11 protein-coding genes are annotated in these 9219 nt (G+C 36.9%); 6 read left to right on the forward strand and 5 right to left on the reverse strand.

Going from position 1 to position 9219, the window contains the following annotated elements:
* Nucleotides 1–151: 151 nt before the first annotated feature.
* Nucleotides 152–1222, reverse strand: coding sequence for an NAD(P)/FAD-dependent oxidoreductase (locus tag AC1DJR_RS10115; RefSeq protein ID WP_477002529.1), 1071 nt, complete (start codon nucleotides 1220–1222; stop codon nucleotides 152–154).
* Nucleotides 1223–1650: 428 nt separating this feature from the next.
* Here AC1DJR_RS10115 and AC1DJR_RS10120 point away from each other — a divergent pair, with 428 nt between their 5' ends.
* The 5 genes from AC1DJR_RS10120 (at nucleotide 1651) to AC1DJR_RS10140 (ending at nucleotide 4362) form a co-directional block, all read left to right on the forward strand.
* Nucleotides 1651–1890 (forward strand): YuzB family protein, encoded by a 240-nt coding sequence (locus AC1DJR_RS10120; RefSeq protein ID WP_002015892.1) that lies wholly within the window; start codon nucleotides 1651–1653, stop codon nucleotides 1888–1890.
* 329 nt (nucleotides 1891–2219) lie between these two features.
* Entirely contained in the window at nucleotides 2220–3086 is an 867-nt protein-coding gene (gene dapF / locus AC1DJR_RS10125; protein WP_002015893.1) for a diaminopimelate epimerase, read from the forward strand.
* A gap of 41 nt (nucleotides 3087–3127) precedes the next feature.
* The gene (locus AC1DJR_RS10130) at nucleotides 3128–3481 is read left to right on the forward strand and encodes a HesB/IscA family protein (RefSeq protein WP_002034566.1); all 354 of its coding nucleotides are present in this window, start codon (nucleotides 3128–3130) and stop codon (nucleotides 3479–3481) included.
* A gap of 164 nt (nucleotides 3482–3645) precedes the next feature.
* Nucleotides 3646–3831: a hypothetical protein gene (locus AC1DJR_RS10135; RefSeq protein ID WP_080784437.1), complete on the forward strand. Its 186-nt coding sequence runs from the start codon at nucleotides 3646–3648 to the stop codon at nucleotides 3829–3831.
* A 177-nt stretch (nucleotides 3832–4008) separates the two neighbouring features.
* The gene (locus AC1DJR_RS10140) at nucleotides 4009–4362 is read left to right on the forward strand and encodes a YxeA family protein (RefSeq protein ID WP_044439147.1); all 354 of its coding nucleotides are present in this window, start codon (nucleotides 4009–4011) and stop codon (nucleotides 4360–4362) included.
* A 30-nt stretch (nucleotides 4363–4392) separates the two neighbouring features.
* On the opposite strand, the gene AC1DJR_RS10145 is transcribed toward AC1DJR_RS10140, so the two are convergent.
* Nucleotides 4393–4854 carry a 2-thiouracil desulfurase family protein gene (locus tag AC1DJR_RS10145; RefSeq protein ID WP_477002530.1) on the reverse strand — a complete coding sequence of 154 codons (462 nt, stop codon included), beginning with the start codon at nucleotides 4852–4854 and terminating at the stop codon, nucleotides 4393–4395.
* 231 nt (nucleotides 4855–5085) lie between these two features.
* Between AC1DJR_RS10145 and AC1DJR_RS10150 the strand changes: the two genes are divergently transcribed.
* Nucleotides 5086–5967, forward strand: coding sequence for a helix-turn-helix domain-containing protein (locus AC1DJR_RS10150; protein ID WP_477002531.1), 882 nt, complete (start codon nucleotides 5086–5088; stop codon nucleotides 5965–5967).
* A 17-nt stretch (nucleotides 5968–5984) separates the two neighbouring features.
* Here the strand turns inward: AC1DJR_RS10150 and AC1DJR_RS10155 are convergent, their stop codons facing one another.
* The 3 genes from AC1DJR_RS10155 to AC1DJR_RS10165 form a co-directional block, all read right to left on the reverse strand.
* On the reverse strand, nucleotides 5985–7232 hold the full coding sequence (locus AC1DJR_RS10155; protein ID WP_429688761.1) for an MFS transporter: 1248 nt from the start codon (nucleotides 7230–7232) through the stop codon (nucleotides 5985–5987).
* Between the two features lie 285 nt (nucleotides 7233–7517).
* Nucleotides 7518–7994: a GyrI-like domain-containing protein gene (locus AC1DJR_RS10160; protein WP_477002532.1), complete on the reverse strand. Its 477-nt coding sequence runs from the start codon at nucleotides 7992–7994 to the stop codon at nucleotides 7518–7520.
* 177 nt (nucleotides 7995–8171) lie between these two features.
* A complete protein-coding gene (locus AC1DJR_RS10165; protein ID WP_429688760.1) occupies nucleotides 8172–9161 on the reverse strand; it encodes an NAD(P)/FAD-dependent oxidoreductase in 990 nt (329 codons plus the stop codon).
* Nucleotides 9162–9219 lie beyond the last annotated feature (58 nt).

Raw genomic sequence — 9219 nt, forward strand, 5'->3', positions numbered from 1 at the left:
GCAGGAAAAGGCACTGACCGATCCTATACATAGCCAGTCCCTCTCGACTATTTAAAAAAATGCTTTTCTGTCGGTTTTTCATAGAATGACTGAGTAGTTACAAAAAATGAATAGAAAAAGGCTGTCTACTATGTAGGCAGCCTTTAAAGTATTAACCGTTATGATATTTGTACATCCAAAGAAGACCGGATTTTAATAATCTCGGTACACGTCCCATTAATGGTTGGTTTGCTAGTAAACCAAATCCGTGTTTTTTGCCGAGAGAACCGAGAACACCTTTTAATTTAATAACAGGCAGTTCATCAGGAAGGGGTTCATTATTCCAACGTTTTAATAATATTTGGACAATTTGTTCTCCTTGACCTTCAGCAAGTTGAGCAGATGGTGCGTGTGGAAGTGCTGCACAATCTCCTACGACATAAACGYGCTCRTTRTTTGGAATATTGTGATATTTCGTTAAAACAACCCGTCCGCTACCATCTTGTTCWACTGGAAGGTTTCGAACAACTTCATTTGCTTGAATACCAGCTGTCCAGACGATTGCATCACATTCAAGTGGTTCATCATGGTTGTATACAATGTTTGGTTCCACTTTTGTAATGTTAGAGTTTCGTATAATGGTAACTTTATGTTTTACAAACCATTCTTCTACGTATCTACTTAATTTCTCTGGATATGGGAATAAAATTCTATCTTTTCGATCAAATAAATAGATTTTTAAATCTGAACGGCTTTCGCGAAGTTCACTTGCCACTTCAACGCCGCTTAAACCAGCCCCAACGACAGCTACTGTTGCATTTGGTTCTAAGCTATTTAATTGTTCATATGTCTTACGTGTTTGTTCAATTGATTGTAGGCTATGTGTATATTCCTTTGCCCCAGGAACGTTATGATATTTATCTTCACAGCCAAGCCCGATAATTAAATCATCATATTGAATCGTTTCACCGCCATCGAGATGAATGGCTTTCGTTTCGAGGTCAATATTTGTTACTGTTCCGTATTGAATATTGAGACGTGGGTGCTCAGGAAACGGTATGCGAATATGCGTTTCTGAAATTGTACCCGCAACTAATGCATAATATTCAGTTTTAAAGCAATGATATGGTACTTTGTCGATTAATGTCACTTGTACATCATCTGGAAGTTGGTTGCTTGGAAGTAGCCGCTGCAGAATTCTCATTCCACCGTAGCCACCACCTAGTAGTACGAGGTGTTTCATGATGGATTACCCCTTTTCTGTTGAAATATCCCCTAATCATACAATTTTATATTAATAAAATATTTTGACTTTACACAATCAAATTATATCGAATTTGTGAACAAATAACAATGCATGAATGAATACTCTGTTGTACAATAAGAAGAAAAGTAAAGTAAGTGGTTTTCATTTTCTAGTTACTATTTACTATTTCATTATGAGTAGTATGTTATATAAAGAAGACCATCTATTATGAAGTGAAATAGTGAAGTAACTAAATAGTTTAGAATATATAACGAAAACAACAAGAAACAGCTTAGTTTTCTTCTTATAAATAAAGTGGAATGGTAATAAGTAGAGAGGGTTACTTATCCGTTTCGCAAATTAGGTATGCACATACCATATAAAGTAAATGGTAATTTGTTTAGAGATACAGGGGGGAGAGAGTTTTGATTAAACCATTAATCGAATTTTGTGTAGGTAACCTTGCAAGCGGTTCGCAAGCAGCTTTAGAAAAATTAGAAAAAGATCCTAATTTAGACGTAATGGAATATGGTTGTTTAGGATATTGTGGCATCTGTTTTGAAGGTCCATTTGCACTTGTAAATGGTGAAGTGGTACAAGGTGCAACAGTAGAAGAACTTGTAAATAATGTATATGATTATATGGATGAAAATCCAATGTTTTAAAGCGTTGCAAACAGGCAACGTTTTTCTTTTTTCATTTATCCCGCTATTTGCGGGCAGTAAGACTCCCACCTCAAAATTCAGCTGAAGCAAAAAAGTTAGGTTGAAGCCCTGTTGCCCGTCCCCCACTGATTAAAGTTTCACTTTATTAGGAGTGTTTATTTCGAAAAAAAAAAAGCCCTTTTAGAAGGGCTTTTTTCTTACACGATTTGTGTAAGAACGGCTTATTGCCAAAACACTGTCAAATATGAGAAACGGGGGACATTCATATTGTGTTCTAAAAGCATGCATTTTATACTTGAAATAATAAATTATTTTTGGAGTGAATAAAAATGAGCCAATTTTCTTTTACAAAAATGCATGGTCTTGGAAATAGTTATATATATGTAAATATGTTTGAGGAACAAATTAGAGAAGAAGATTTAGCAATTGTAGCGGAAAAGGTTTCAAATATTAATACTGGTATTGGTGCAGATGGAATGATTTTAATTTGTCCTTCTGACGTGGCACCAGTAAAAATGCGCATGTTTAATAACGATGGCTCAGAAGGAAAGAGCTGTGGAAATGGTTTACGCTGCGTAGCGAAATATGCGTATGAGCATAAACTAGTAGAAGGTAAAGTTTTCACAATTGAAACGTTAGCTGGTATTGTTACRGCAGAAGTAACGGTAGAAGATGACAAAGTTACATTAGCGAAAATCGATATGGGAGCACCTCGTTTAACACGTGAAGAGATACCGATGCTTGGTGAAGGAGAAACACCATTTATTCGTGAAAACTTCTTATACAATAATCACCGTTATGCATTTACAGCTGTTTCAATGGGGAATCCACATGCGGTTATTTTTGTTGATGATGTAGAAAAAGCGCCTCTTACAACGTTAGGACCGGTTCTTGAGACGCATGAAATGTTCCCAGAGCGAGTGAATGTTGAATTCATCGAGATTTTGAATGATGAAGAGATGAATTTCCGCGTTTGGGAACGAGGATCTGGTGTAACACAAGCTTGCGGGACAGGAGCATGCGCAGCTGTCGTTGCGGCAATTTTAAATGGGAAAATGGAACACGGTAAAGAAATTACGGTTCACTTAGCAGGCGGCGACTTAATGATCGCATGGACAGAAGAAGGAAATGTATTAATGAAAGGACCTGCGGAAATAATTTGCCGCGGAGTGTATGAGTACAAGATAGAAGCGTAAAGATGTATAATAGAATGAGAACAGAAAGGATGGTGTATTTCATGATTGAAGTAACAGAACAAGCAGCTTTTCAAATTAAAGATATGTTAAAAGATGCTGAAGATGGAGAGAAGTACGTGCGCCTTGCTGTACATGGCGGCGGATGTAGTGGTCTTTCTTACGGCTTAGGATTTGAAGTAGAACCAAAAGAAGACGACACAGTTCTTGAGTTTTTCGGTGTTGAATTTGTTATCGATAAAGAAAGTGCTCCGATTGTAAAGGGAGTGAAAGTTGACTATAAGCAATCTATGCTTGGCGGCGGATTCACAATCGACAATCCAAACGCGATCGCATCATGTGGATGCGGATCATCTTTCCGTACAGCGTCGAATGCTGGTAAGCCAGAAGATTGCTAAGTTTTTTCATCCCTTTATTCTAAGTGGAAATTGAATGGGTAGGTTGCATATAAAGACCTTCTTAGCGATGAAACCAAATCGTTAGGAAGGTCTTTTCTTTTGCGCTAAAAAGAAAAAGAGCATGACAAAGATAACGAATATATGCAAGAAGAAGGGGACGCAAGATCGACGATGTTTTTGAATTCGTAGGGAGATATGTGATTAAACCTATAATTAGATTCGTAAGTTACCTTGTAATAGATATCATAATAGAGTGCGTAATAGAGGGTGTAATAAGCGGTATAAGGAAATTATGTGATAAGATTCGTGACAAGTGGAAAAGTTGGCGTGGAAGACGTTATTGGCGTTAATAGATTGTCATGACTAGGCTAGATGAGTGTCAATAACGTTTTCAATGAAAAAACACTGATTAAAGTTTTAATTTACTATCTTACAAAAGTGTAATGTTCATGTCATGTTTTTGAATTTCTTCTTTAAAGCTTAGGCCTTAAGATAACAATATAAGAAAAACAYATGAGGTGAAGGAAATGAAAAGATATATTGCACTTTTTAGTATTTTAGTYGTATTYGCAAGYYTRTTAGTTGGCTGTGATTTAAACCGTATGGGTAAAGATGAGTATTACGTTCAAATTACAGTAGATGGAAAAGAATATAATGGTAAAGCTGATAATGGTCAGCCTTATAAAGATTACGAATATAAACTAACTGGTTTTGATAAAGATGGTAAAGAGAAAGAATTAGAATTCATAGCGCAAAAAAATCTTCGTAAAGAAGCATTCCTACGCGTATACCACTCAGATAAAAAAGGTGTAACAGCTTGGGAAGAAGTGAAAAAGGACGAGCTTCCTGCGAAAGTGAAAGAAAAATTAGGTGTGAAATAAGACAGATGGAAAAGGAATTGACGAACAGGGTCAATTCCTTTTTTCGTTCTCAAAATCCTCTTCTGAAATTACTTTAAATCCATGCCTTTTGAATAAAGCTGTTGTCACTCCGTAACCAGTTTGTTTATTGCCGTTAAATTCCCCTGTGTAAATAGTAGAACTACCACAAGATGGACTGCGTTCTTTTAAAATTATATATTCTGGGTTTAAATCTTTTATTTGTTCTAATGCTTTATAAGCACCACGCACGAAAGCCTCCGTGACATCTTGTCCTTCTTTCGTTATTACTTTTGCTTTTCCATCTAAAACATCATCGCCATTACCGCCGATAATTTCAGCAGAAGGGCGTGGTGTTGGTAAACCGCCTAATACTTCGGGACAAACAAGGATGGTRTCTTCCTTTTGTAATAACTCTTCTATTTTTGAAACGAGATTATCGTTACCGTCATAMCGACAAGYAATACCACCTAAACAAGCRCTAATTACRATCATATTTTCATCTCCAATAAAGTKAAATTTTAATCAGTGGGGGTTTTGTCCATCCCCCACTGATTATTAGTTGAACCAATCGGGCTTTTACGGGCAGTTGATCTCCCACCTAACCTCCTCGCATTCGCCGAATCTGGAGGTGGGAGTCTTACTGCCCGTTAATGCGGGATAAAAAATATTAAATATCACGCCAATTTCTCTTCCTATTTCTTACCTATAAGTGAGGTGATAAAAATGGGAAGCTTATATAATTTAATGAAACCATATAGTCAATTTCGAAGTAAAGAAGAGTTTAATACATATCAAAAACAAGTTTTGAAGTGCTATCGATTTCAATTGAATAAAACGGATGCTATCATTATTCATTTTTTAGGAAAGTATGCAGTGAATGAGAAACAGAAAACCGTGGGAGTTGCTTGTCCGTTAATGGAGACGATTGCTACAAATGTTGGAAAGAGTATTCGTACGGTACGCCGCTCGATTGCAAAGTTAGAGGAACTAGGGATTATAAAACGTGTTGCGACAAAAGAAAGATATAAGCGCGGGGGATATAGTGCAAACTTATATGTATTTCTTAAATCTGCAATTGACCGCATGGATGACCGTATGAAAATGTCCGCATGTGAAAGTGATGATCGTACAGATGGCTGTAGTGGAAAYGAGCAAAAAMRYGMGGGRGAAACAATTCTTTCTAAAAACATTCCACAAATAAAAGAGAAAAGAAAAGTAACGTACGAGCTTGATGAAACGTATTGTCGTCACGATATACCGAAGCCTTTTATATACGCACTGGTGCCGATGACGAGTAATCCGAAGAAGATTAATATATTTTGGAGTAAGGTGGAACTTGCTTATAAAAAGAGCGGATTACTAGAACAAGGTGCTTTATTAGAGGGAATATTAGCTGATGAAGAAGTGCGTGGAAATTTAATTTGGAGGGTGAAAAGTGTTGTGAGAGCGTATAAGTACGGAGAAATTCGTAAAGATGTTGGAGCACTATTGTATAGTACGATGCGAGATTTATTTTTAGAAATTGGATTAGAGTGGGGAGCGGCWTTRAGGMGRAGTAAGGGRATAYCGTTATTCGATCCATTTAAAAARGAGCCATGCGTATAATACATGACTCCAAGTAGCTAATCGAACTTTCTTACAACTGGAACACGAATTGCTACAAATAGTACAAAGACGATAACAGCGATTGCACCGCTTTTCATAACCGTTACAATTGGAATGCCTATCCCAAGTGCAAGCGATGTAAATGCGTAAGAGAGCGGAATGAATCCCATCGATGAAAGCATGAGTAAGCTCATAACGCGTCCCATCATCTCTTCTTTTACTGTTGATTGAATCATTGCCATAAGTGGAACGATAGCCATCGCAATTGTAACACCATAAAACATTCCAGCTAATAACGCTTGCCAAAGTACGGTGCTAAAGTTGATGGCTAGGAAGAATACACCAGACAGTAGCATCATGATAATACAAAATAGACCACGTCTGCGGTTAATGTTTTTTAATCCGACAATGACAGCTCCTATCGCCATCCCGCCGCCAACAGACGCTTCTAAGTAACTAAACTGAAGTGAATCACCGTGCAGAACGTTTTTGACGAAGAGCGGGAAGCCTACTTGCATTGGGCCGATTAAAAATAAATTTAAAAAGGCGCTACATATAAGGAAAGTTGAAAGAAATGGTGATTCTTTTACATATGAAATTCCCTCTTTAATAGAAGTAAACATGCCTTTATCTGTTTCATTTTTTTCGGGTACTGTAAATTGTATTTTTTGAACGAGTATCGCAGCGATAATGAGTAGCAGGATTGTGATTGAAAAAATTGTTTCATAGTTCGTAAATTTAATGAGAATACCGCCAAGTACAGGTCCTAAAATGACAGATGCTTGGTTTGTCATTTGAGTAAGTGAATTTGCTTGTGTTAAACGGCTTTTTTCTACAAGTTCAGGCAGAATAGATCCATCTGCTGACCAGAAGAAAGCGTCAGCAAGTCCGAAGAACAAAGCAAACAAAGCAAATGTATATAGTGTTACATCACCGACGATGAACCAGGTGAGAATGGTTGCGACAAGAATAGCGCGAATAATATTAGAGTAAAACATAATATTTTTTTTCGGGAATTTATCAGCTAATGCTCCGCCGATAATCATAAAGATGAGTCTTGGAACACTAAGAGCCACGAAAACAATACCGAGTGAAGCCTCAAGGTTTAATGTTTTTGCTATGTACCATGTTTGTGAAAAAGTAAAAAAGGCTAAAGCAAAACTTGAAAAGAGAGTAGCTGCCCAAAGAAAAAGGAAGTTCGTATTTTTTAATAACGGTTTTCCGCTTCCTTCTAAAGCAGATTTATTTTGTTGTAGTTCCTCCATATTGCTTCCTTTCTATGTACCAAATTTAGACTAAAAAACCTATTAACAATCGTTTTATCCCGCTATTTGTGGGCAGTAAAACTCCCACCTCAAAATTGGGCTAGGGCAAAGAAGTTAGGCGGGAGACCAACTGCCCGTAAACCCCCACTGAGTATAGTTTCACTTTATACAGTTTCTAATATTTCTATACTGCACTTTCTCATTGTAGACAATAATAATGAATTTGCACAGTGGCTATTTAACGACAAAAAAGAAGATACCAAAGGGTATCTTCTTTTTTGTCATTCACGCTAARGCAATATAAATATCCACTTGTACGTTATTTGGATCTACTGCATTTTCGTCATAAMGCTCAAAGTCTGTTGTAAAAGCACGTTTGTTTTCTTTCGACCATTGCCAAATATATTCCCAAGTTTCACAAATGACTTCAGACACAGGACCTTTTCTCGTTGTAAATACCGCATACGTTGCGGCAGGTATTGTTAAGGCTGTCATATTTTCAGGAACGTCTTCTAATGAAGAAACAGGCATGCCAATAGTAAATTGATATGTACCAGTTTCATCTGATTCGTAGTTTGAGTAGAAAGCGAATGTTTCTTTTGTTTGTTGATTTGGGATGTGATGCATGATTTGTTCTTGGAAGTATTGGTTCCAAAGTTGTGGGATTTTCCCTTCAGTAGATGCCTCTTTTTCATTTGTCGTCGTAATAGAAACACCGATTGCTTGGAAAGCTTCTTTCTTAATGATAATAGGTTCTTTCATTATAAAATTTCCCTCCATTGAATGAAACGTACGTTCTGTTTTATTGTAACATATTTTAGGAGTATGTGGTATTTTTTCTAAAGTACATAGCTGTGAAGAAAGAGAGGTAATTTGGATTAGGGATCTTTATAACAAAAGAACTCCTTTCATGTAAAAGGAGCTCTTTTCATTCCTATATTAAAACATACTTGAGCTATGCATTGGTTGAAGTTTTGCGTTTGGATCGAAGTAAGCTTTTGCATTGTTTACTGCTGTCGGTGCTTCACCAAAGCCGCAAGCAATGAGTTTTACTTTTCCTTCATATGTACAAATGTCACCAGCAGCGTAAATGCCAGGAATATTTGTTTCCATTTTTGAGTTCACGAGGATGCTGTTTTTTTGAATATCTAAGCCCCAATTTTTAATTGGACCAAGTGAAGAAACGAAGCCGTAGTTTACGATTACGTCATCAACATCGATGATAATTTTTTCTTCTGTTTTTACGTGCTGAAGAACAACTTGTTCAATAGTATCATCACCGATAAGTTCAACTGGAACGTAAGGTGTGCTTACTTCTGCACGGGAATTCATTAAGCTTTCTACGCTATGTTCATGTGCACGGAATTTATCGCGGCGATGAGCAATTGTAACTTTGTCCGCAATCGGTTCTAACATCATTGTCCAATCTACTGCTGAGTCACCACCGCCGAATACAACGACGCGTCTTCCAGCAAATTTATTCATATCATCAACGAAATAATGTAAGTTTTTCTTTTCRTATTTTGCTGTGCCTTCTAATTCTAAGCGGCGTGGTTGGAAAGCACCATTACCAGCAGTAATAATGACAGATTTAGAGTAGTGAGTTTGTTTATTTGTAACAAGTTTAAATATACCGTCAGCTTGTTTTTCAAGCGTATCAACAGCTTCCTCTAAGCAAACAGTTGGATCGAACCTTTTCATTTGTTCTTTTAAGTTATCAACTAACTCTTGTGCGCGCACTTTTGGGAATCCAGCTACATCATAAATATATTTTTCGGGATATAGCGCGGATAATTGCCCTCCAAGTTGAGGTAAGCTTTCAATAATTTTTACACTTGCTTGTCTCATTCCGCCATAAAATGCGGTGAATAGTCCTGTTGGGCCACCACCAATAATCGTTATGTCGTAAACTTTTTGATTTTCTGTCATTTTCATTCCCCCTATAGATGATGGAATTTTAATATTGATTTCATATATTGTTCATATG

Source organism: Bacillus sp. 05T31, from assembly GCF_056396725.1.